This is a genomic window from Parafrankia sp. FMc2 (assembly GCF_041008525.1).
Classification (GTDB): domain Bacteria; phylum Actinomycetota; class Actinomycetes; order Frankiales; family Frankiaceae; genus Parafrankia.
In genome coordinates, this window is sequence record NZ_JBFLUG010000118.1 from 1 (window position 1) to 23506 (window position 23506).

Annotated in this window: 10 protein-coding genes; 6 read left to right on the plus strand and 4 right to left on the minus strand. The window is 73.7% G+C overall.

Going from position 1 to position 23506, the window contains the following annotated elements; translation table 11 throughout:
• Positions 1-28 precede the first annotated feature (28 nt).
• From AB1460_RS27915 to AB1460_RS27925, 3 genes are all read left to right on the plus strand, one after another.
• Positions 29-9952: an SDR family NAD(P)-dependent oxidoreductase gene (locus AB1460_RS27915; protein WP_368965082.1), complete on the plus strand. Its 9924-nt coding sequence runs from the start codon at positions 29-31 to the stop codon at positions 9950-9952.
• Positions 9952-10713, plus strand: coding sequence for a thioesterase II family protein (locus tag AB1460_RS27920; RefSeq protein WP_368965083.1), 762 nt, complete (start codon positions 9952-9954; stop codon positions 10711-10713). The genes AB1460_RS27915 and AB1460_RS27920 overlap by 1 nt, the downstream gene beginning before the upstream one ends.
• A 146-nt stretch (positions 10714-10859) precedes the next feature.
• On the plus strand, positions 10860-11705 hold the full coding sequence (locus AB1460_RS27925; RefSeq protein WP_420497390.1) for a 3-hydroxybutyryl-CoA dehydrogenase: 846 nt from the start codon (positions 10860-10862) through the stop codon (positions 11703-11705).
• An 87-nt stretch (positions 11706-11792) separates the two neighbouring features.
• On the opposite strand, the gene AB1460_RS27930 is transcribed toward AB1460_RS27925, so the two are convergent.
• From AB1460_RS27930 to AB1460_RS27940, 3 genes are all read right to left on the minus strand, one after another.
• Entirely contained in the window at positions 11793-12200 is a 408-nt protein-coding gene (locus AB1460_RS27930; RefSeq protein WP_368965084.1) for a winged helix-turn-helix transcriptional regulator, read from the minus strand.
• A 195-nt stretch (positions 12201-12395) separates the two neighbouring features.
• Positions 12396-13940, minus strand: a complete 1545-nt coding sequence (locus AB1460_RS27935) for an MFS transporter (protein WP_368965085.1) — start codon at positions 13938-13940, stop codon at positions 12396-12398.
• 214 nt (positions 13941-14154) lie between these two features.
• Positions 14155-15822, minus strand: a complete 1668-nt coding sequence (locus AB1460_RS27940; protein ID WP_368965086.1) for an esterase-like activity of phytase family protein — start codon at positions 15820-15822, stop codon at positions 14155-14157.
• A gap of 290 nt (positions 15823-16112) precedes the next feature.
• Between AB1460_RS27940 and AB1460_RS27945 the strand changes: the two genes are divergently transcribed.
• Both AB1460_RS27945 and AB1460_RS27950 read left to right on the plus strand, forming a co-directional pair.
• Positions 16113-18068, plus strand: a complete 1956-nt coding sequence (locus tag AB1460_RS27945; RefSeq protein ID WP_368965087.1) for a PhoX family protein — start codon at positions 16113-16115, stop codon at positions 18066-18068.
• 119 nt (positions 18069-18187) lie between these two features.
• The gene (locus AB1460_RS27950; protein ID WP_368965088.1) at positions 18188-18949 is read left to right on the plus strand and encodes an SDR family NAD(P)-dependent oxidoreductase; all 762 of its coding nucleotides are present in this window, start codon (positions 18188-18190) and stop codon (positions 18947-18949) included.
• A 28-nt stretch (positions 18950-18977) separates the two neighbouring features.
• On the opposite strand, the gene AB1460_RS27955 is transcribed toward AB1460_RS27950, so the two are convergent.
• On the minus strand, positions 18978-19430 hold the full coding sequence (locus tag AB1460_RS27955) for a VOC family protein (RefSeq protein WP_368965089.1): 453 nt from the start codon (positions 19428-19430) through the stop codon (positions 18978-18980).
• Between the two features lie 159 nt (positions 19431-19589).
• Here AB1460_RS27955 and nifJ point away from each other — a divergent pair, with 159 nt between their 5' ends.
• Entirely contained in the window at positions 19590-23225 is a 3636-nt protein-coding gene (gene nifJ, locus AB1460_RS27960) for a pyruvate:ferredoxin (flavodoxin) oxidoreductase (protein WP_368965090.1), read from the plus strand.
• Positions 23226-23506: the final 281 nt, after the last annotated feature.

Genomic DNA, 23506 nt, shown 5'->3' on the forward strand with positions numbered 1-23506 from the left:
GATGGGGGCGTTGCCCGCGGGTGGGGCGATGCTGGCGGTGGGGGCGTCCGAGTACGACGTGCTCGCGGCGCTGGGTCGGGCGGGTGTGGTGGTGGATGTGGCGGCGGTGAACGGTCCGCGGGCGGTGGTGGTGTCGGGGTTGGTGGAGACGGTGGCCCGGGTGGAGGAGATCGCCGCGACCGAGGGGTGGAAGAGCAGCCGGCTGGCGGTGAGTCATGCGTTTCATTCGGTGTTGATGGAGCCGATGCTCGGCGAGTTCGCCCGGGTGGTCGCGGGTCTTACGTTCCGGGAGCCGACCGTGGCGGCGGTGTCGACGGTGACGGGTCGGCCGGTGGGGTCGGGGGAGTGGTCGGATCCGACCTACTGGGTGGAGCAGGTCCGGCGTCCGGTGCGGTTCGCCGACGCGGTGGCCGCCATGGTGGAGCAGGGGGTGACCCGGTTCCTGGAGATCGGGCCCGACGCGGCGCTCACCCCGGCGATCCACGCCATCACCGACACCCTCAGCGCCCCTGACGCCGAGCGCTCCGCGACCGATGGGAGTACGGCCGACAGCAGTACGAGCACCGGCGGAGCCGACGCCCCTGGTGGCGCGGCGACGGCCGTCGAGCCGTGGGCGGTAGCCGTACCGGCGCTGCGCCGTGACCGCGACGAGCCCACCACCCTGCTGACCGCCCTGGCAGGCCTGTTCGTCGACGGAGTGCACGTCGACTGGGCGGCCGTCCTCACCGGTGCGACCGCCGAGACCGGCGCGGGGACGTCCGGTGCGGCCGGCGCGGAGAGCGGTGCCGGGCCGCGGCTGGTGGATCTGCCCACCTACGCCTTCCAGCGGGTCTCCCTCTGGCCCCGCCTGCGCCCGGGTGCGGCGGGTGGCGACCCGGCCGGCCTGGGCCTCTCGGCGACGGCACATCCGGTGCTGGGCGCCGAGGTGGACCTCGCGGACAGCGACGCGTTCCTCCTCACCGGGCGGCTCGCCATCGGCGGCCAGCCCTGGCTGGCCGACCACCGGGTACTGGGCCGCATCGTCGCGCCGGGCACTGTGCTGGCCGAGATCGTGCTCGCCGCAGGCGCGAGAGTCGGCACGCCGGTGCTCGACGAGCTGCTGCTCCGCGCCCCGCTCGTCCTGCCCGAGCAGGGTGGGCTGCGCCTGCAGGCGGCCGTCGGCCAGCCGGACGACAGCGGCCGGCGTCCGGTCACCGTCTACGCCCAGGCCGAGGACGACCCCGACACCCCGTGGACCATCCACACCACGGGCACCCTGGCCCCCGAGGACGCCGCCGCCGCGGCCACTGATCTGATGGCCTGGCCGCCGGACGGCGCGGAGGAGATCGCGCTCGACGGTGTCTACGAGATCCTGGCGGAGAGCGGGCTCGCCTACGGGCCGGCGTTCCGGGGGCTGCGCCGGGTGTGGCGCCGGGCCGGCGAGGTGTTCGCCGAGGTCGTGACGCCCGAGCCGACCGACGGCTACCACCTGCATCCGGCCCTGTGGGACGCCGCCCTGCACGCCATCGGCGTCGGCGGGCTGGTTCCCGCCGACGGCGAGATCCGGCTGCCGTTCGCCCTGTCCGGCGTCCGGTTGTCGGGCGCCGCGGGCGACCGGCTGCGGGTCGCCCTCACCGCCGCCCCGGGCACGGACACCGTCCGGATGTCGATCGCGGACGGGACCGGCCTGCCGGTCGCCCGGGTGGACGCCCTGACGCTGCGCCCGGTGTCGGCAGCCCAGTTCGCCGTCGACCCGGCTCACCGGCTCCTGTACGGGGTGGACTGGGCCGCCCGCCCGCTGCCCGCTCCCGCCGGTGGCCAGGAGGCCGCGGCCGCGCAGGAGAACTGGGCGACGATCCGGCTCGGCGCGCCCCTGCCGGAACCAGCCGCCGTCCTGCTGGTCGACGCCCGCCAGGCCGACGCCCGCCAGGGCAGCCCTGCCGGCGTCCCGACCGCCGCGCTGGTGCGGCAGCGGACGGCGCAGCTGCTGGAGATCGTCCAGGCCTGGCTGGCGGAACCGGCCTGGTCCGACGGCCGGCTGGTCGTGCTCACCGCCGGCGCGGTCGAGGCGGGCCCGGGCGAGTCGGCCCCGGGCCTGGTGGACGCGGGCCTGTGGGGGCTGATGCGCTCGGCGCAGGCCGAGCACCCCGACCGGATCCAGCTCGTCGACGTGGACGTCCCGGCTGCGGACATCCCCACCGCGGCCGGCGCGGACGCGGACCTGCCCGGGCTGCTCCCGGCCGTGGTGGCGGCACAGCTGCCCCAGGCCGCGATCAGGGGCGACCGGGTGCGCACCCCGCGCCTCGTCCGCCTCCCCGGGGCCGCCGGCAGCCCCGCCCCGGCGGACGAGCCGGCGAGCGAGGCGGCGTCTGAGGAGCGGCCGGAGCCGGTGGTGCGGTTCGAGGACGGCACCGTCGTCCTCACTGGTGCGACGGGAACCCTGGGCGCGGTGTTGGCCCGGCACCTCGTCGCCGTCCACGAGGTGCGTGACCTGCTGCTGCTGTCGCGGCGGGGGCCGGAGGCGCCGGGAGCCGACGACCTGGCCGACGAGCTGGCCGCCGCCGGTGCCCGGGTGCGGCTCGTCGCCTGCGACGTCGCCGACGCCGACGCTGTCGCGGCGGCCCTCGACGGCGTCGACGTCTCCGCCGTGGTGCACGCCGCCGGTGTGCTCGACGACGGTGTCATCACCTCGCTGACCGCCGCGCGGCTCGACACCGTCCTGCGGGCGAAGGTCGACGCGGCGCTGAACCTGCACGCGGCGACGGCCGGCCGGGAGCGGAAGCTGTCGGCGTTCGTCGTCTACTCGTCCGCCGCGGGCCTGCTGGGGAACGCGGGCCAGGGCAACTACGCCGCGGCGAACGCCTTCCTGGACACGTTCGCCGCCCGGCTGCGGGCCGACGGCGTCCCGGCGCTGTCGCTGGCCTGGGGTCTGTGGGACACCGACGCCGGCATGGGCGGCGCGCTGGACGGCGCCGAGCGGGAACGGCTGCGCCGCGGCGGCGTCCCACCGCTGACGGTCACCGAGGGACTGGCGGCGTTCGACGCCGCGCTCGGCTCCGGGCGCCCGGTGGTCGCGGCGCTCGCGCTGGACATCCCCGCGCTGGCCCCGGCCGCGTCCGCCGGGCTGCTGCCACCGCTGCTGCAGGGCCTGGTGCCCGGAGCGCGCCGCGCGGCCGGTCCGGCGGCGGCCGTCGGCCGCCGGCTGGCGGCACTGCCCGCCGACGAGCGCCGGGAGGCGGTGCTGGCACTGGTCCGCGGCCAGGTCGCGGCGGTGCTCGGCCACAGCGGCCCGGACGACGTCGACGTCCGCCGTGCCTTCCAGGAACTGGGCTTCGACTCGCTGACGGCGGTCGAGCTGCGCAACCGGCTGGTGTCGGTCACCGGCCTGCGGTTGCCGTCCACGCTGGTCTTCGACTACCCGAACGTCACCGCGCTGGCGGCGCACCTCTCCGACGAGCTCGCCGGCACCGCGCCGGCCGTTCCGACACCGGCCACACCGACTGCCGCTGGCGGCGCGGGCGCCTCGGGCGTCGCCGACGATCCGATCGCGATCATCGGCATGGCCTGTCGCTACCCGGGTGGGGTGGCGTCGCCGGACGACCTGTGGTCGCTGCTCACCGGGCGGCGCGACGGTGTCGGCCTGTTCCCCACCGACCGCGGCTGGGACCTCGACGGCCTCTACCACCCGGACCCGGACCATCCCGGCACCACGTACGTCCAGGTCGGCGCGTTCCTGTACGGCGCGGCGGACTTCGACCCCGGCCTGTTCGGGATCAGCCCCCGCGAGGCCCTGGCGATGGACCCGCAGCACCGGCTGCTGCTGGAGACATCCTGGGAGGCGTTCGAAAGCGCCGGCCTCGTCCCGGCGCAGCTGCGGGGCAGCCGCACCGGTGTCTTCGTCGGGGCGATGTACGACGACTACGGCATGGTCGTCACCCAGTCCGCCGACGGCGCCGAGGGCTACATGGGCACCGGCGGGAGCATCGCGTCGGGCCGGGTCTCCTACACCTTCGGCCTGGAGGGACCGGCGGTCACGATCGACACCGCCTGTTCGTCCTCGCTGGTGTCCCTGCACCTGGCCGCGCAGGCGCTGCGGTCCGGCGAGTGCGAGATGGCGCTCGCCGGCGGGGTGACGGTGATGGCGACGCCGAGCACCTTCGTCGCCTTCGCCCGCCAGCGCGGCCTGGCGCCCGACGGGCGCTGCAAGTCCTTCGCCGCCGCCGCCGACGGCACCGGCTGGGGCGAGGGCGTCGGCATGCTCCTCGTCGAACGTCTCTCGGACGCCCGGCGCCTGGGTCACCCCGTCCTCGCCGTGCTGCGCGGCAGCGCCGTCAACCAGGACGGCGCCAGCAACGGCCTGACCGCGCCGAACGGCCCCTCGCAGCAGCGGGTCATCCGCCAGGCGCTGGCCGGTGCGGGCCTCGGCCCGGCCGATGTGGACGTCGTGGAGGCGCACGGCACCGGCACCCGGCTCGGTGACCCGATCGAGGCCCAGGCGGTACTGGCGACCTACGGCCGGGACCGGCCGGCGGACCGGCCGCTGTGGCTCGGCTCCATCAAGTCGAACATCGGTCACACCCAGGCCGCCGCCGGCGCCGCCGGGGTGATCAAAATGGTGCAGGCGCTGCGCCACGCGACCCTGCCCGCCACGCTGAACGTCGACGAGCCGACGCCGCACGTCGACTGGTCCGCGGGCGCGGTGTCGCTGCTCACCGAGGAGATCCCCTGGCCGTCGACGGGACGTCCCCGCCGCGGCGCGGTGTCGTCCTTCGGCGTCAGCGGAACGAACGCGCACGTCATCCTGGAGCAGGCCCCACCCGAGGAGGCCCCCGACGCGGCCGCCGGAACCCACGCGCCCGCAGGCGCTGACGCGGCCGCGGGCACGGGCGCGACCGGAAAGGTCGACCGGGCCGAGACGGCTGCGGTGGCCGAGCCGGATCCGCGGGCGCTGCTCGCCGAGCCGGTCCCGGTGCCGTGGATCCTGTCGGCGCGCGAGGACGCGGGCGTGCGGGAGCAGGCCGAACGGCTGCGGCAGTTCGTCGCCGGCCGGACCGGGCCGGGCGTGGTCGACGTCGCCGGTTCGCTCGCGTCGACCCGCTCGGTGTTCGGGCGGCGCGCCGTCGTCCTCGGCACCGACCGGGCCCGGCTGCTCGCCGGCCTGGCGGCGCTCACCGCCGACACCGACACGCCCACGGTCGTGACGGGCGCCGACACCGCCCCCGGCAAGGTGGTCTTCGTGTTCCCCGGCCAGGGGTCGCAGTGGCGCGGCATGGCCGTGCGGCTCTGGGACAGCTCCCCGGTCTTCGCCGCCGCCATGGCCGAGTGCGAGGACGCCCTCGCCCCCCTCGTCGACTGGTCCCTGCGCGACGCGCTCACCGACGACGAGGCCCTGCGCCGCATCGACATCGTCCAGCCCGTGCTGTTCTCGGTGAACGTGGCGCTGGCCCGCCTGTGGCAGGCCGCCGGGGTCCGCCCCGACGCCGTGATCGGCCACTCCCAGGGCGAGATCGCCGCGGCCTGCGTCGCCGGCGTGCTCTCCCTGCCGGAAGCCATCCGCATCATCACTCTGCGCAGCGGGATGCTGGTCGACCTGGTGGGCCGCGGCGGGATCGTCTCCGTCGCCGCCCCCGCGGAGGTGGTCGCCCGCCGGCTGCCGGACGGGCTGTCGATCGGCGCGGTCAACGGGCCGTCCTCGGTGGTCGTCGCCGGCCCCGCCGAGCTGCTCGACCCGTTCCTCACCGCCTGCGAGGCCGACGGCATCCGCGCGCAGCGCGTCCCCGCCGGCGTCGCCTCCCACTCACCCGAGGTGGAGCCGTACGAACAGCGGCTGCTCGACCTGCTCGGCCAGGTCGAGGCCCGCGCGGCGCAGGTACCGGTCCTGTCCACCGTCACCGCCGACTGGCTCGACGGCACCGCCATGGACGCCGGCTACTGGTACCGCAACATGCGCTGCCAGGTACGCCTCGCCGACGCCGTGACCGCGCTGGCCGGCCAGGGCTTCACCCGCTTCGTCGAGATCAGCGCCCATCCGGTGATGGCCGTCTCCGTCCAGGAGCAGCTCGAGGCAATCGGGCTGGACGAGCCGGTGGTGTTCGGCACCCTGCGCCGCGACCAGGACGACCGGGAGCAGTTCGCCCGCGCCCTGGCGACCGCCTGGACCCGCGGCCTCGACGTCGACTGGGACGCGCTTCTCCTGCCCTGGCGGCCGCGGCACGTCGCGCTGCCGACCTATGCCTTCCAGCACACCCGTTTCTGGCCGCGGGCGCGCACCGGCGGCGGCGGTGACGTCGCCGGGCTGGGGCTCACCGGCGCCGACCATCCGCTGCTGGGCGCGTTCGTCGACGTGCCCGACTCGGCGGCGACCATCGTCACCGGCGCCCTGTCGCTCACCGCCCAGCCGTGGCTGGCCGACCACGCCGTCGCCGGCAGCCCGCTGCTGCCCGGCACCGCCCTGGTCGAACTGGTGCTGGCGGTCGGCGAACGGATCGGGCTGCCCGTCCTGGACGAACTGCTGCTGCAGGCACCGCTGACGCTGCCCGCCACCGGCCCGGTCCAGTTCCGGATCACCGTCGGCAGCGCCGGCGGTGGTACCGGCGATGGCGGTACCGGTGGCCCGGTGACGGTGCACTCGCGCGCTGGCGCCGAGGAGCCCTGGCAGCTGCACGCCACCGGCACGCTGACCGCCGACCCGCAGGACGCGCCCGCCGACTCCGACCTGCTCACCTGGCCGCCGTCCGGGGCCGACGAGATCGACGTCAGCGACCTCTACCCGATCCTCGCCGACGCCGGCTTCGGCTACGGGCCCGCCTTCCAGGGCCTGCGCCGGGTGTGGCGGCGCGGCGACGACGTCTTCGCCGAGGTGGCGACCGGCGAGGCCGCCGACGGTTTCGCCCTGCACCCGGCCCTGTTCGACGCCGCGCTGCACGCGATCGGGGCCGGCGGCGCGCTGCCGTCGGTGACCGGCCTGGCACTGCCGTTCAGCTTCGCCGGTGTCCGGCTGTTCGGCGCCGGCGGTTCCGCGCTGCGGGTGCAGCTCACCGCGACGGGCGACGCCGACACGGTGCGGATGTCGCTCGCCGACAGCTCCGGCCTGCCCGTCGGCCAGATCGACGCCCTCACGATCCGCCAGGTCTCGGCCGACCAGCTCACCGCCGGCCAGGACCCCGGCCACCACGCCCTCTACGCGGTCGAGTGGACGCCGCAACCGATCACCGACCCGGGCGACACCGGCGGCATGGGCGGCATGGGCGGCGCCGCCGGTGCCGTGGACGCCGCCGCGGTGGCGGACGCGGCCGGCTGGTCGCGGCTGGCGCTGGGCGCCGGCACGCCCGCCGACGGCGGCTGGCCGCTGCCGGAGACGACCACCGCCGTGCTGCTGCTCGACTGCTCGGAGGCAACGGGGCTTGACGTCACGGGCCTCGACGTCAAGGAGCCCGGTGTCACGGGGCTCGGTGCCGCCGCCGTGGCGGAACGGGCCGTAGCGCTGCTGACAGTGCTGCAGGACTGGCTGTCCGACCCCCGCTGGGCCGAGAGCCGCATCGTGGTGGTCACCTCGGGCGCGGTCGCCGCCCTCCCCGGCGAGGACGTCCCCGGCCTCGCCAGCGCGGCCCTGTGGGGCCTGGCGCGGTCGGCGCAGTCGGAGAACCCGGACCGCGTCCAGGTGGTGGACGTCGACGCCGACGGCTGGAGCCTGCTGCCCGCGGTCGCCGCCGCCGGCGTGGCGCAGGCCGCCGTCCGCGGCGGCGCCGTCCTGACACCCCGGCTGACCCGGCCCGCGCAGGCCAGCCCAGCCAGCCCAGCCAGCCCCGCCAACCCGGCCAACCCGGTCGACCCGGGTGGCCGGCGGATCGGGTTCGGCACCGGCACCGTCGTCATCACCGGCGCGACGGGGACCCTGGGCGTCCTGCTCGCCCGTCACCTGGTGGCGGCGCACGGCGTCGACGACCTGCTCCTGCTGTCCCGCCGCGGCCCGGCCGCGCCCGGCGCCGCCGAGCTGGTCGCGGACCTGCGCGCCGCCGGCTGCCAGGTACGCCTCGCCGCCTGCGACGTCGCGGACGCCGCCGCGGTGACCGAGACCCTGGCCGGGGTGGACGTCTCGGCGGTGGTGCACACCGCCGGCGTCCTCGACGACGGCCTGATCACCTCCCTGACCCCCGACCGGCTGCTCGCGGTGCTGCGACCGAAGGTCGACGCGGTGCTGAACCTGCGGGCCGCGACCGCCGGGCGCCCGCTGTCCGCGTTCGTCGTCTACTCGTCCGCGGCGGGCGTGTTCGGCAACGCCGGCCAGGGCAACTACGCGGCGGCGAACACGTTCCTGGACGCCTTCGCGGCCAGCCTGGCCGCCGCCGGCGTCCCGGCGACGTCCCTGGCCTGGGGTCTGTGGGAGTCCGAGGGCGGGATGGCCGGCGCGCTCGCCGAGGACGACCGGGAGAGGATGCGCGCCGGCGGCGTCCTGCCCCTGACCGCGGAACAGGGGCTGGCGACACTCGACGCGGCGCTCGCCGTCGGCACGCCGCTGCTCGTCCCGATCGCGCTGGATCTGCCCGCGCTGCGGGCCGCGGCGTCGGCCGGGCTGCTTCCGGCGCTGCTCGCCGGCCTAGTGCCGCAGGCCGGCGGCCGCACCCGTGGGGCGCCCGACCAGCGGGCTCTGCGCGCCTTCCAGCGGCACCTCGTCAGCCTGCCCGCGGACGAGCGCCGGGCCGCCCTCGCCGACCTGGTCCTCCAGCAGGCCGCGACGGTGCTGCGCCACCAGTCACCGGACGAGCTGGAGACCGACCGGCAGTTCCTCGAACTGGGCTTCGACTCGCTGATGTCCGTCGAGCTGCGCAACCGGCTCGCGATGGCCACCGGGCTGCGGCTGCCGGCGACCCTGCTGTTCGACCACCCCACCCTGGACAAGGTCGTCGCCCACCTCGGCCGGCGGGTCGCCGACGGCATCGGCACCGCCCCCGCGGGCCAGGGCGCCGGCACGGCGGTCGAAACAGGCGGCAGCACCGTCTTCGCCCAGATGTTCCGGACGGCCACCGAACTCGGCCGTAACGAGGACTTCCTGCGCCTGCTGATCTCGGCGGCCAGCTTCCGGCCCCAGTTCGCCTCACTCGCGGAGCTGGACCGGCCGCTGCCCCTCCTGCGCCTCGCCAAGGGCGATGACGGGCCCGCCCTGGTCTGCATCCCGTCCATCCTGGCGATCGGCGGGCCGCACCAGTACGTCCGCTTCGCCGCCGGGCTGCGCGACAAGCGGGACGTCGGCACCCTCGCCGTGCCCGGCTTCCTGCGGGACGAGCCGCTGCCCGCCACCGCCGACGCGGTCGTGCGCGCGCTGGCCGAGACAGTCCGGGCCGAGTCCGGAGACGCCCCGGTCGTGCTGGTCGGGCACTCGTCCGGCGGCATGCTCGCGCACGCCGTCACCGCCGAGCTGGAGCGGTCCGGTGCCGCGCCGCGGGCCCTCATCCTGATCGACATCTACTCCCACGACGCCGAGGCGCTGATCGGGATCCAGCCGGAGCTCACCGGCGGCATGCTGGACCGCGAGGCCGCCTACGTCCCGATGGACGACACCCGGCTGACCGCGATGGGCGCCTACTTCGCGCTCTTCCACGAGTGGGAGCCGACCGAGATCGCCGCGCCGACCCTGCTGATCCGGGCCAGCGAGCCGATGTTCGGCTGGTCCCGCGACGGCGACTGGCGCGCCACCTGGGACCTGCCCCACGACGTGCGGGACGCGCCCGGCAACCACTTCACCGTCATGGAGGAGCACGCCGGCGTGACCGCCGGCATCGTCCACGAATGGCTGTCGGCCCTGCCCGACACGGGGTTTCCGAAAACTGAGGCGCCTGCCACCGAGTTGCCCGAAACCGACCAGTCGGCACCCTCCGGCCCGACACTGTTGACCGAGACCGCGCACCCCACGACCGCGCACGTCGAGATCGTGCGGAGCGCGCCGACTCCCGCTCAGGAAACGGACCCTGCCTGATGACCAACACCCCGCCCGACGACAGCCTGTGGCTCCGCCGGTTCCGCTCCTCCCCGGAGAGCCGCGTCACCCTCGTCTGCTTCCCGCACGCCGGGGGGTCGGCCAGCTTCTTCTACCCTGTCTCGGCCGCTCTGCAGCCAACCCTGCAGGTCGCAGCCCTGCAGTACCCGGGCCGGCAGGACCGCAGGCACGAGCCGAGCCTGGGCAGCGTCGCCGAGCTCGCCGAGGCGACGTTCGCCGCGCTGCGGCCCTCGCTCGACCGGCCGGTCGCCTTCTTCGGGCACAGCATGGGCGCCACCCTCGCCTTCGAGGTCGCCCTGCGGATGCAGGAGCGGCTCGGGCGCGGCCCGGTGACCCTGTTCGCCTCCGGCCGGCGCGCCCCGTCCCGCCACCGGCACGAGACGGTCCACCTCCTCGACGACGACGGCATCGTCGGCGAGCTGAAGAAGCTCAGCGGGACGGACTCCCGGGTGCTCGGAGATCTCGAACTGCTGCGCATGATCCTGCCGGCGATCCGCAGCGACTACCAGGCGGCCGAGACCTACCGATACACCCCCGGCCCCCGGCTGGACTGCCCGATCGTCGCGCTGACCGGCGACCAGGACCCGAAGGTCGACCTCGACGAGGCTCGCGCCTGGGCCGAGCACACCACCGGACCCTTCGAACTGCACACCTACTCCGGCGGGCACTTCTTCGTCGCCAACCACCAGGCCGCGGTGATCAACCTGATCTCCGACCAGCTGCTCTCCCTGACCACCTGATTTCGTCACCCGAGTCGTACGTACCGAGCGCCGAGGAGTCGCCCATGTCCGCGTTACCCAGCCACCGGCCGCTGGACGGCCCGGACACGACCGCCGGCGCCGGTCAGCCGCCCACGTCGCCCGTCGGGGTGGAGCCCGTCCGGCGAGTGGGCATCGTCGGTTGCGGCACCATGGGCGCTGGCGTCGCCGAACTCTGCGCACTCGCCGGGCTCGACGTCCGGGTCGCCGTCTCCCCACGGGACACCTCGGCCGTCGCCGGGCGCCAGCGGATCGTCGCCTCGCTCGACCGCGGCGTCCAGAAGGGACGGCTGGCGCCCGCCGACCGCGACGCCGCGCTCGCCGCGATCGAGCTGACCACCCGCCTGGACGACCTGTCCGACCGGCAGCTGGTGATCGAGGCGATCCACGAGGACGAGGCGGCCAAGGTCGAGCTCCTGTCCACCCTCGACCGGATCGTCGCGGACCCGGACGCGATCCTGGCGTCCAACACGTCGTCCATCCCGATCGTCCGGCTGGGCAGGTGCACACGCCGGGCCCGCAACGTCATCGGCCTGCACTTCTTCAACCCGGTGTCGGTGCTGCCACTGGTCGAGGTGGTCTCCTCGGTGCTCACCAGTGAGGACGTCCGGGACCGGGCCGAGCACTTCGTCGCCACGGTGCTCGGCAAGGAGCCGATCCACTCACCGGACCGGGCCGGCTTCCTCGTCAACGCCCTGTTGATCCCCTACCTGCTCGCCGCGATCCGGATGGTGGAGTCCGGGCTGGCGACCCCGGCGGTCATCGACCAGGGCATGACGTCCGGCTGCTCGCACCCGATGGGGCCGCTGCGCCTCGCGGACCTCATCGGCCTCGACGTGACGGCGGCGATCGCCGACGCGCTGTACGACGAGTTCAAGGAGCCGCTCTACGCGTCCCCGCCGCTGCTGCAGCGGATGGTCGAGGGCGGCCTGCTGGGCCGCAAGCGCGGCCGCGGCTTCTACGTCTACTCCTGACGCCTGTATCCCGGATCGGCCGCCCGGATCAGCCGCCCCTGCTGGTGCCTGGCTCAGCGGCTCCCCGCCGTCGTCGGGCGCTCGGCGTCAGCTGGTGCCGCCGTCGGCGTTCGTGGCGCTGCGCGCGGTGTCATAGGCGCTGCGTGCGGCGGTGATGGCGGTGCGGTGCCGCTCGGCCCAGTCGGTCAGCGACAGCAGGGACCGGTGCAGCTCCTCGGCCATCGGGGTCAGCTCGTAGTCGACGCGGGGCGGGACGGTCGGGAAGACCGTCCTGGTCAGCAGGCCGTCGCGCTCGAGGTTGCGCAGGGTCAGCGTGAGCATCCGCCGGCTGATGCCTTCGATGGACCGCTCCAGCTCGGTGAACCGCACCGGACCCTGCGCCGCGGCGACGATCACCAGGATGCTCCACTTACCGGCGACCCGGTCAAGCACCTCCCGCATCGGGCAGGCATGCGTGATCACGTCACTGGCAGTCGGGACGTGGGTGCGCGGCATGCGTGGCTCCTTCGTAGGAAGGCCACGGTTCCGCCGGATGGCCCCTGTTACAAATCATGCACCATGGTGGCGGGACGGCGGGCTGCGACGACGTCGAGCGGGCGGCGAGGAGTGACAGACCGGTATCCGGGACCACGGCCGCCGCCACGACGTCGCCGACCCGGCACGGTTCCTGGTCAAACGGTTACAGGCACGTCAGCTGGAACCGAGGAACACCCCGCCAGCTCCCTGATCGGAGGACACCCTCGCGGGGGTTGTCGGGTCCGCTCCCGGAATCCGCGTGTTTGCCGCCGGGCCGCGAGGCGTCCGCAGCAGGGTGAGAGTTACCAGCAGAGCGCCGCACGTGAAGCCCGCGGCGAGCAGGAAGCCCAGGTGGTAACCCCCGAGCAGAGCGGAGGTCTCGGACGACCCCGAGTCTGCGAGGCTGTCAGTGCGGGCGCTGACGACCGCGCTCAGGACCGTCAGGCCGATCGCGCCGCCGATCTGCTGCGAGGTGTTGAACAGTCCCGACGCGACCCCGGCCGCCCCCGGCTCCACCGCGGACATGCCCAGCGCCATCACGGCCGGGATGGCCATCCCGACGCCGACACCCATCAGCACGGTGGCGGGCAGGACGTCGACCAGGTAGGTGCCGTCGACGCGGGCGAGGGCCAGGCCGCCGAAGGCGAAAGTGATCAGGGCCAGCCCGCCGAGGAGCAGCACCCAGGGGCCGAACCGCATGATCAGCCGAGCCGACAGCCCGAGCGAGAACGCCGCGATCACGACGGCGATCGGGACGAACGCGAGGCCGGCCTGCAGGGAGGTGTAGCCCAGCACTCGCTGGACGTAGAGAGTGCCGTAGAACAGCAGGCCGAACATGCCGGCGATCAACAGGAACTGCACCAGGTTGGCCGCGGCGACGGCCCGCGAGCGCAGCATCGCCAGTGGCAGCAGGGGCGCGGCGGCGGTGGCCTCCCGGGCGAGGAAGCCCGCCAGCAGCGCGATCGACAGCGGGCCGAGCAGCAGGGTCTCGCCGGCCCGCCAGCCCACCTGACCGGCGTTCACGATCGTGAACACGAACAGCATCAACCCGGCCGTCACCAGTGCAGCACCAGGAACATCCACGCCCCGGCCCCGGCCCCGGCCCCGGCCCAGCCCGGGGCCGGTGTCCCGGGGCAGCGTGCGCAGTGCCCCGACGATCACCGCGGCACCGACCGGCGCGTTGATGAAGAAGATCCAGTTCCAGCTGGCGAGGTCGGTGAGCGCTCCGCCGATCGGCGGACCCACCGCGGCGCCGCCGGCGGAGGCGAAACTGTACGCGGCGATGGCCTGCACCTGCGCACGCGGCTCCGGCGCCATCGTCGCGACCATGCCCAGGATGCAGGCGGAGGCGACGGCCCCGCCGACCCCCTGGACGAACCGGAACCCGATCAGAGCCGCCTCGGAGGTCGCGAACCCGCACAGCAGCGAGGCCGCGCTGAACAGGGCGACGCCGGTGAGGAAGACCGTCCGGCGGCCGATCAGGTCACCGAGGCGGCCGGCGAGCATCAGCAGGCCGCCGAACGGGACCAGGTAGGCGTTGACGACCCAGACCAGGTTCGCCGACGAGAAACCGAGACCGCGCTGCAGGTCCGGCAGCGCGACGTTGACGATGTTCTGTTCGAGCACGATCAGCATCTGGCCCGCGCAGAGCACGGCGAGTGCCAGCCTGGGCGCCGCCAGCCCGGGTGATCCGCGTTCCCCTCGGATGGCCTGGGTCATGAGCCGGTCTCCTCACCGTGTCTGCGGTCAACAGACACGGTGGACGCACCGGGGGACGCGCGGAAGGAGGCACTTTTACGTGCCTCCGTCACAGCGATGTGACCATCACGGGCCGGACGCGAGGCCGGGTGCGGGTGGCAGGCGCGGGGAGCGGGTGCCTGCCACCCGCGGTGAAGCAGCGGGCCAGCGGGTGGGCCAGCGGTGGGTCAGCGGGTCAGCGCCGGGGGCCGCCCTTGGCGGTGACGGTGATGGTGACGGTCGCGGTGCTGGTGTGGGCCGGGAGCCTGGTGGTGTCGACGACCAGGAAGGCGCCGTCGTCCTGCTGCCCGTTCGGCAGGATCTTGGCCCGCAGCTGGAACGGCGGCGTGGTGTTCGTCAGGCCGGAGATGCCGAAGTCGTTGTCGTTGCTGATGACGAGGGTGCGCCCACCGTCCGTCGTCGCGACGCCCTCGACCTTGTCGTGGCCGAAGAACCCGCCGGTCGGGTCAAGTGTGCTGACCAGGCCGGCGAGGTCGACGTCCAGCGTCTTGCGGACCGGGCGGATGCCGAACGACGCCAGGGTCGCCGTGGCGGTCGCGGTGTCGGTGCTGCCGACCGTCGCCTCGATGGTCCGCCCGGCGGTGCCGAGCAGCAGGCCGCCCTGGCCGGCGGTGTACACCGCGCCGGGCACGGACGCCCTCGGGCCGACGTCGGTCGCGCCGGTCAGGTCGATCGTGAAGATCTTCTTGAAGGCGCCCGGCTCGAAGGTGCCGTCCCGCTCGGTGACCAGGAACTTCGTGTTGCTGATCGCGGTGATCTCGCTGACCGCGCCGACGTTGCGCAGCGGGTCGTCCAGCAGGTACACGTACTCGTGGGTGGCCTTGGTGCGCAGGTTGTAGGTGACGACGCGCAGGGTGGGGACGGTCACCGGCCGCGGGGTGAGGTCCTTCTGCGCCAGCGCCGACTGCATCATCCCGACCAGGGTGGAGCCGTCCGGCGTGAGGGTCAGGCCCTCCATGCCGCGGTTCGGCATGCGGTTCGCGAGCTCCGCCGGCAGCGCGCCGTTGAACGGCGACAGCCGCTCGATCGCCCGGCCGTCACGGCCGAAGTGGGTGATGTACGGGCCGTACTCGTCGGAGACCCAGAACGTGCCGTCGCGCAGGGCGACCAGACCCTCGGGGTCGTAGCCGTTCGGGTCGGCGGTGAGGACGTTCCCGTTGATGTCGAGGATCGTCTCGCCGGTGCTCGCCTCGGTGCTGACCCGCCCGTTGTAGGGGGTGCCGTCGGCGGCCCGCAGCGGGATGGTCCGCAGCAGCGTCGCGCGGCCGTCGACGAGGCGGAACCTGCCGATGGCCGGGGTGAACTCCGGCAGCGGCTCGATCTTCACGCCGTTCGGGCCGTCGACGTTCGGGCCGCGGTCGGTGAGGCCGTAGAACTCGTCCTTCGAACCGGGCACCGGGTAGATGGACGAGCCGTAGGCACCGCCCTTGATGGTGACTCCACCGATCGTGGCGAGCGGCGCGACCTGCGTGGTGTACCGGGTCACCGCGTCGCTGACGGAGTAGGTGAACGTGTCGGTGCCGGTGAAGCCGGGCTTCGGCGCGTAGCTGAAGGTGCCGTCCGGGTTGAGGTGCAGCGTTCCGTTCGCCGGCGCGGTGTTCGCCACCAGGGTCACCGGGCGGCCGCTGTCGTTGCGCAGCACACCGCCTTCGTGGACGGTCAGCGTGTCGCCGGCCGCCGTGCGGTAGGCGTCGCCCCGTGCCACCAGCCCCTGCCCGGGTCGCGGGCCGCCGCCTCCACCACCACCACCGCTGCCTCCGGCCTGGGCGACACTCGCCCCGGCACCGAGCAGCGCGACAGCCAGTGCGCCCGCGGTCACGCTGGTGACGCTCCGACGATTCATCCGTTCCCCCTTCGCGCGCGCGCCCCGTAGCGCACGCCGTCGAGGAGCCTGCGCCGCCCTGATGGACGCGCGGCGTCCCGCGCATGGCCCAGCCGTAAACCGCCCCGCACATGTCGGTTACCTGTGCAGCACGGAGGGCCTGCGCCACGGCGAGTCCGGGCAGCACAGAACGTTGGCCGGCGGTTCACCCGGGGTTCGCGCACCGGCCCGCCGCGGCAGCCCCGGGCTGGTTAACGTCGCCGACGCGGTGATCACACATACGTCGATCACGCAGACGTGACGGAGGAAATGTGCACGACGACGCCGAGGACGCCGGTTCGAACCCCACCGAGAACCCGAGACTTTCCGACCTCATCGCGGCCAGGGTGAGCCGCCGGACACTCGTCGGCGGCGGCATTGCCGCGGCGACCGCAGGCTTTCTCGGAGCGTCCGGCGTCACCGCGGCCAGCGCCGCCGGCCCCGGCCCTGGCGGCGGCTCCGGCGGCCCGGCTGTGCCGGGTGGCCCCGGCGGCCCCGGGCCGGGCCTGCTCGGGTTTGCCGAGGTCCCGACCAGCACCGCGGACACCTTCGTCGTTCCCGACGGCTACACCTTCCAGGTGATCATTCCCTGGGGCACGCCGCTGTCGCTGCGCGGTCCGGCCTGGAAGAAGGACGGGTCCAACAGCGCCGCCGAGCAGGCCCGCCAGGTGGGAATGCACCACGACGGAATGCATTTCTTCCCGACCGCTGGCGGTTCCGCGGCGAACCGCCAGGGCCTGCTGGTCGTGAACCACGAGTACGTCGACCAGAAGCTTCTTTTCCCGGACGGTGACGCCACCATCACCCCGGAAAAGGTGGCGAAGGTGCTTGCCGCGCATGGCGTCACCGTCATCGGGCTGGTGTGGCAGGGCGGCAAGTGGGACAGGATCGACTCCCAGCACAACCGGCGGGTCACCGGTACCACCCCGATGGCCTTCTCCGGGCCGGTCTCCGGCCGGCACCCGGAACTCGCTGCGAACAACCCCCCGCAGGGCACACTGAACAACTGCGCGAACGGGTACACCCCCTGGGGCACCTACCTGACCTGCGAGGAGAACTGGAACAGCTACTTCGGCACGACCGACGCCGCCTGGGCGCCCACCGCTGCGCAGAGCCGTTACGGCGTGAGCGCGGCGGGCGGCGGCTACAGGTGGCACACCGCCGACCCGCGGTTCGACGTGGCCGTGAACCCGAAGGAGCTGAACCGCTTCGGCTGGGTCGTCGAGATCGACCCGTTCAACGCGAAGTCCACCCCGGTGAAGCGCACCGCTCTCGGCCGGGTCAAGCACGAGGGCGCCACCGCCGTCGAGGCGGCGGACGGCCGGGTCGTCGTCTACACCGGTGACGACGAGAACGGCGAGTACCTGTACAAGTTCGTCGGCTCCAAGCCGTGGCGCAAGCTGCAGCGGGACGGCAGGAGCCCGCTGGACCACGGCACGCTCCACGTCGCGACCTTCGGCGCCGACGGCACCGGTACCTGGGTTCCGCTGGTGTTCGGCCAGGGCCCGCTGACCGCCACGGCCGGGTTCGTCGACCAGGCCGACGTCCTGCTGCGCACCCGCCAGGCCGCGGACGCGGTCGGGGCCACCAGGCTGGACCGGCCCGAGTGGGTCACCGTGAACCCGAAGACCAACGAGGTGTTCGTCAGCCTCACCAACGGTTCGTCCGGCCCGACGCCGGTGAACCCGCGGGCGAGCAACATCTACGGTCACATCCTGCGCTTCCGTGAGAAGGGCAACGACAACGCCTCGCTGACCTTCACCTGGGACATCGCCTTCTACGCCGGCGACCCGTCCTACCTGCCCGAAGGCGAGCACGTGCCGGCGGACCAGCCGCTGTTCGGCTCGCCCGACGGCCTGTGGGTCGACCCGGACGGCCGGCTGTGGATCCAGACCGACGTCTCGAACAGCTCGCAGAACCTCGCCTCGCGCAAGCACGACCGGATCGGTAACAACCAGGTCCTGGTCGCCGACCCGAGCACGGGTGAGGTGCGCCGGTTCCTGACCGGGCCGCGTGGCTGCGAGATCACCGGCATCACCGCGACGCCGGACGGCACCTCGGTGTTCGTCAACGTCCAGCACCCCGGTGAGTCCACTCCGGCCTTCGACGCCCCGACGCCGGAGAACCCGCGGGCGGTCAGCAACTGGCCGGACTTCGACCCGGCCGGCCGCCCCCGCGCGGCCACCGTCGTCATCCGCCGCCGCGACGGCGGCAAGGTCGGCACCTGACAGCCAAGGTCGGCACCTGACACCTGTGCGCGGGTGCGGTGCCGCCGCCGTCCAGCCTGTGACAGGCTGGACGGCGGCGGCAGTACGGACAGGTTCGACCGGCCCAGGAGAAGCGGATCATGCCCTACGTTGCGCCTGACTCCGTCATCCTCGTCACCGGAGCGTCGGGTGGCATCGGCTTCGAGATCGCCTCGCAGGCCGCTGCCGGCGGCGCGACCGTCGGTGTACACGGCTCGCGGCCGGACAGTGTCGCCGACGCGGTCACACGCCTTCGGGCGCTGCATCCCGACGCTCGCACCATCGCGGCTCCCGGGGATTTCCGTGCCGAGGGCGTGATCGACGACGTGGTGGCCAAGATCGTGACGGACGGGGGCAGGCTGGACGCTGTCATCCACTGCGCGATCACGGGGGCGGGCGGCACCACGGGCCTCTTCGCCCACACCGATCCGACCAGATACGGGCTGGCCGCACAGTACATGGTGGGTGTCTTCCAGCAGCTCTGCTTCGCTGCCCGCCCGCACCTGGCGAGGCAGGGCGGTGCCGTCGTCGGCTTCGTCTCGGATGCCGGGCGCTTCGCCGCCCCGCACCAGTCGATCATCGGAGCCGCTTTCGGCGGCATGATCGCCTTCGCCCGCAACCTCTCCACCGAGATCTCGCGGGACGGTGTGCGTATCAACATCATCTCGCCCAGCTACGTGGTCGACACGCCGATCTACGAACTGCGGGCCGCGAAAGGACGCACCGCGACCGCGGTGAAGCGGGCCGGCCTCGGTCTGCCGAGCCCGAAGGACATCGCACCGACGGCGCTTTTCCTCTGCGGTCCCGACTCGACGAAGATCACTGGCCAGGTCGTCAGTATCAACGGCGGCATGAACGCCTGACGGGCACGCGCCCTCGCGACCTCGGGCGTCAGCCGGGGAGCGCCTCGGAGGTCACCATCCACAGGTGGCCGTCGGGGTCGGCGATGACACCGGCGTAGCCCCACGGCTGCTGGCCTGGCCGGGTCACGACAGTGGCACCGGCCTGGCGCGCCCGCTCGACCAGCGCGTCGACCTCCGCCGCGTTCCGCACGCCCACACTGAGCAGACACTCGCTGTGTCCCGCCCGCGCGACGTCACGGCCACCGATCACCCAGCCGAAGCCCCCGGACGGGACGAGCATCAGGCGCAGGCCGTCGTTCAGCGCGAACTGCAACGGCTCCGGGACGCCGTCGTCGGCCGGCTCGCCGACGGGCTCGAAGCTGAACCCGTCGCGGTAGAACCGGTGCGACGTCGGTCGGTCCGCGATCGGCAGGCTGACGACGACAGGAGTGACAGGAGTGACAGGGCTGACGACGACAGGGCTGACAGGGGTCGTGGGCATGGGATGGGCCTCCTCGGCACCTGGTCGGTCGAACGGTCACGGTAAGGACTTCGCGCGGGCCACGGGCTCATCGATCCCTCCGTGTCGGGGGAGCTCCGTCGTGGGGGTAAGGACGTAGGTCCCGTTCTGTTCGCCTCCCGTACACGGACTCTGTTGTGCATGGGGCAGCAGACGATCGATGGCAACGAGGCGGCGACCTCGGTTGCGTACCGGGCGAGTGAAGTGATCGCCATCTACCCGATCACGCCTGCCTCGGGCATGGGCGAGCTCGCCGACGCCTGGTCGGCGAAGGGACGTCCGAACCTGTGGGGCACCGTGCCGGAGGTGGTGCAGCTGCAGAGCGAGGGCGGCGCCGCCGGCGCGGTCCACGGGGCGCTGCAGGCCGGGGCGCTGTCGACGACCTTCACCGCCTCGCAGGGCCTGCTGCTGATGCTGCCCAACATGTTCAAGATCGCCGGTGAGCTGACGCCGATGGTGCTGCACGTCGCCGCGCGCACGCTGGCGACGCACGCCCTGTCGATCTTCGGTGACCACAGTGACGTGATGGCGGCCCGCACGACCGGGTTCGCGATGCTCGCCGCCGCCTCGCCGCAGGAGACGCACGACCTGGCAGCCGTCGCGCACGCGGCCACGCTCGCCTCCCGCATCCCGTTCCTGCACTTCTTCGACGGATTCCGCACCTCGCACGAACTGAACGAAGTCACCCTGCTCGACGACGCGACGCTGGCCGCGCTGCTGCCCGCCGAGTGCGTCGACGCCCACCGGCGCCGCGCCCTGTCGCCGGACCACCCGGTGATCCGCGGCACCACCCAGGACCCGGACACGTTCTTCCAGTCCCGTGAGGCGGCCAACGGCTACTACGCGGCCGTCCCCGGCATCGTCCAGCGGGTGATGGACCAGCTCGCCGCGTCGACGGGCCGCGCCTACCGGCTGTTCGAGTACCACGGCCACCCGCAGGCCGAACGGGTCGCGGTCATCATGGGCTCGGGGCGCTCCGCGGTGCGGGCCGCGGTGGACCGGCTCGTCGAGCGCGGCGAACGGGTCGGCTTCGTCCAGGTCCGGCTGTACCGCCCGTTCGACACGGCGGCGTTCCTCGCCTGCGTGCCGCCGACGGTCCGCTCGGTCGCCGTCCTGGACCGGACGAAGGAGCCCGGCGCCGCCGGCGAGCCGCTGCGCCTGGACGTCCTGGCCGCCCTCGCCGAGCGTCCCGAGCGGATGCCGCGGGTGATCGGTGCCCGCTACGGGCTGGCCTCCAAGGAGTTCACCCCGGCGATGGCCGCGGCGGTGTTCGACGAACTGGACCGCGAGCAGCCGCGCCGCGAGGTCACCGTCGGCATCCACGACGACGTCACGAACCTGTCCCTGACGGTCGACGACGACGCCTTCCCGGAGCCCGACGACGTCCTGCGGGCCGTGTTCTACGGCCTGGGCAGCGACGGCACCGTCGGCGCCACCCGCACCACCGCCGGCCTGGTCGACGATCGGACGTCCCTGCACGCCCAGGCGTACTTCGTGTTCGACTCCAAGAAGTCCGGGTCGATGACGGTGTCGCACCTGCGGCTGTCCCCGGAGCCGATCGACGCGCCGTGGCTCATCCGGGACGCCCAGTACGTGGGCTGCCACCAGGCCGGGCTGCTCGACCGGGTCGACGTCCTCGCCGTGGCCGCCCGCGGTGCCACCGTCCTGCTCAACAGCCCGCACCCCGCCCAGCGGGTGTGGGACCACCTGCCGGCCCAGGCCCAGCGGCACCTGCTCGAGAAGAACGCGCGGCTGTTCGTCGTGGACGCCGACCGGGTGGCGAAGGAGGCCGGCATCCCCGGCATCGTCAGCCCGGTGCTGCAGACCTGCTTCCTGGCCCTGTCCGGCCTCTTCCCGGCCGCCGAGGCCGTCGACGCCGTGCGCGACGGGGTCCGCGCAGCCCAGGCCAAGCGCGGTGAGGACGTCCTGCGCCGCAACGTCGCCGCGATCGAGGCCGCGCTCGGCGCGCTCGGCGAGGTCGACCTGCGCGGCCGGGAGGTCACCGGCGGCCCGCGCCGCGGCCTGGTCGGCGACCTGCCCGTGTTCGTCCAGCAGGTCACCGCGCGGATCGCGGCGGGGGAGGGGAACCTGATCCCGGTCAGCGCGCTGCCCGCCGACGGCACCTTCCCGGTCGGCACGGCCCGCTACGAGAAGCGTGCCATCGCCCGCGAACTGCCGGTCTGGGACCCGGAGCTGTGCGTGACCTGCGGCAAGTGCGCGATCGTCTGCCCGCACGCCGCCATCCGGATGACACTGTTCGAACCGGAGCGCCTCGACGGCGCGCCGGCGTCGTTCCGCCACACCCGCCCGAAGGACGCCCGGCTCGGCCAGTACCGGCTCACGATCCAGGTCGCGCCGGACGACTGCACCGGCTGCGGGATCTGCGTCGAGGCCTGCCCGGCGAAGAGCCGCGAGATCCCGGACCACCGCGCCCTCGACATGGTCGACGCCGCGACCCGGTTCGACGACGAGCGGACCAGCTGGGCGTTCCACCAGTCCCTGCCGGCGGTCAGCCCGGAGCTGGCCCCGGCCACCAACGTGCGCGGCTCACAGCTGCGGGAGCCGCTGTTCGAGTTCTCCGGTGCGTGCGCGGGCTGCGGCGAATCGCCCTACCTGAAGCTGCTCACCCAGCTGTTCGGCGACCGGATCGTCGTCGCCAACGCCACCGGCTGCTCGTCGATCTACGGCGGGAACCTGCCGACCACCCCGTGGACGACCAACGCCGAAGGTCGCGGCCCGGCCTGGGCCAACTCGCTGTTCGAGGACAACGCCGAGTTCGGCCTGGGCATGCGGCTCGCGCTCGACGCCCGCACCCGGGAGGCCCGCCGCCTGCTGCGTTCGGTGGCGGGCGTGGTCGGCGACGACCTGGTCGGCGCGATCCTCGACGCCGACCAGTCGACGGAGACCGGGATCGGCGCGCAGCGCGAGCGGATCGCCGAACTGCGCCGCCGCCTCACCCACGCCGCCGGTCCTGCCGGTCCTGCGGGGACGGTCGGTTCTGCCGGACCGGTCGGGCTCGTCGGCCCCGCCGGGGCCGCCGGGGCCGCTGGCCTCGCTGGTGCCGCTGGTGCCGCGGGTCTCGCCGGTTCCGGGGTCGATCCCTGGCTGGACGCCGTCCTCGACGACCTCGTCGCCAAGAGCGTGTGGATCGTCGGCGGCGACGGCTGGGCCTACGACATCGGCTTCGGTGGCCTCGACCACGTGCTCGCCTCCGGGCGCGACGTCAACGTGCTCGTCCTCGACACCGAGGGCTACTCGAACACCGGCGGCCAGGCGTCGAAGTCGACGCCGCGGGCCGCGGTCGCGAAGTTCGCGATGGGCGGCAAGCGGACCCGGAAGAAGGACCTCGGGCTCGTCGCCGCAGCATACGGAGACGTGTACGTCGCGCAAGTCGCCCTCGGTGCCAACGACCAGCACACGGTACGGGCGTTCAACGAGGCGGCCGCCTGGCCGGGGCCGTCCCTCATCGTCGCCTACAGCCACTGCATCGCCCACGGCATCGACATGACCGCGGGCATGGCGCACCAGAAGGCGGCGGTGCGGTCCGGCTACTGGCCGCTCTACCGGTTCGACCCGGCCGCCGAGGCGCCGTTCAGCCTCGACTCGCGGGCGCCGTCCATCCCGTTCAGCGAGTTCGCGGCCACCGAGACACGGTTCACCCGGCTCGGGATGGCGAACCCGGCGGAGGCCGACCGCCTCGGAGAGCTGGCGCAGGACGACATCCACGGCCGCTGGCAGACCTACGAGCGAGAGGCCACCCGCCGAGCGGAGAACTGAGCCGCGGCTGACCGACCTTCCGCCTGAGCCGCGGCTGACCGACCTTCCGCCTGAAAAGCGGAAGGTCGGCGGTTCGACCCCGCCCCTGCCCACCATCTCTGACCTGGGGTTTTGTCTCTCCGTCGAGCACCTTGAAGATCGTTATGTCGCAACGGGTGTAGACGTCCCTTGGTTCTATCTGTCAAGCGGCGGCGGCCTGGGTGGGGTCGGTGAGGGCTGGCCAGGCGGTGGTTTCGTCGTAGGTCGTGCGGTGGCGTAGGCAGCCGTGGAGGATGGCGACG